This window comes from Halomonas sp. SIMBA_159, assembly GCF_046536035.1.
GTDB lineage: Bacteria > Pseudomonadota > Gammaproteobacteria > Pseudomonadales > Halomonadaceae > Vreelandella > Vreelandella venusta_A.
Genome location: NZ_JAWJBT010001696.1, coordinates 1 through 234, shown reverse-complemented (window position 1 = coordinate 234; position 234 = coordinate 1). Strand labels below are relative to the sequence as shown.

The 234-nt window shown below is 67.5% G+C and carries 1 protein-coding gene; it reads right to left on the bottom strand.

All coding sequences use genetic code 11. The features are described 5' to 3' along the window. The coding region (locus R0J87_RS24990; protein ID WP_498889721.1) for a hypothetical protein at positions 1 to 234 on the bottom strand (234 nt) is incomplete at both ends.

The window sequence follows — 234 nt, the reverse complement described above, 5'->3', positions numbered from 1 at the left end:
AAGGCCAGCAGGCAGAACGTCGCCTCGCGCCAGCGGCGCAATGCCAGCAGGGCGAGCACGACCAGCGTATCGGCCGGGATCAGTCCCCACTGGTAGCCGAGTCGCGAAACCAGCACGAAGAAGCCATCCAACCAGGGCCCGTGCCAGGCCTGCAGGCGCAGCAGCAGCGGGTCGTCGAAGAAGAAGTCCTCCAGTTTGTGGACTTCCCCGGCCAGGCGGGCGAACACGCCCAGC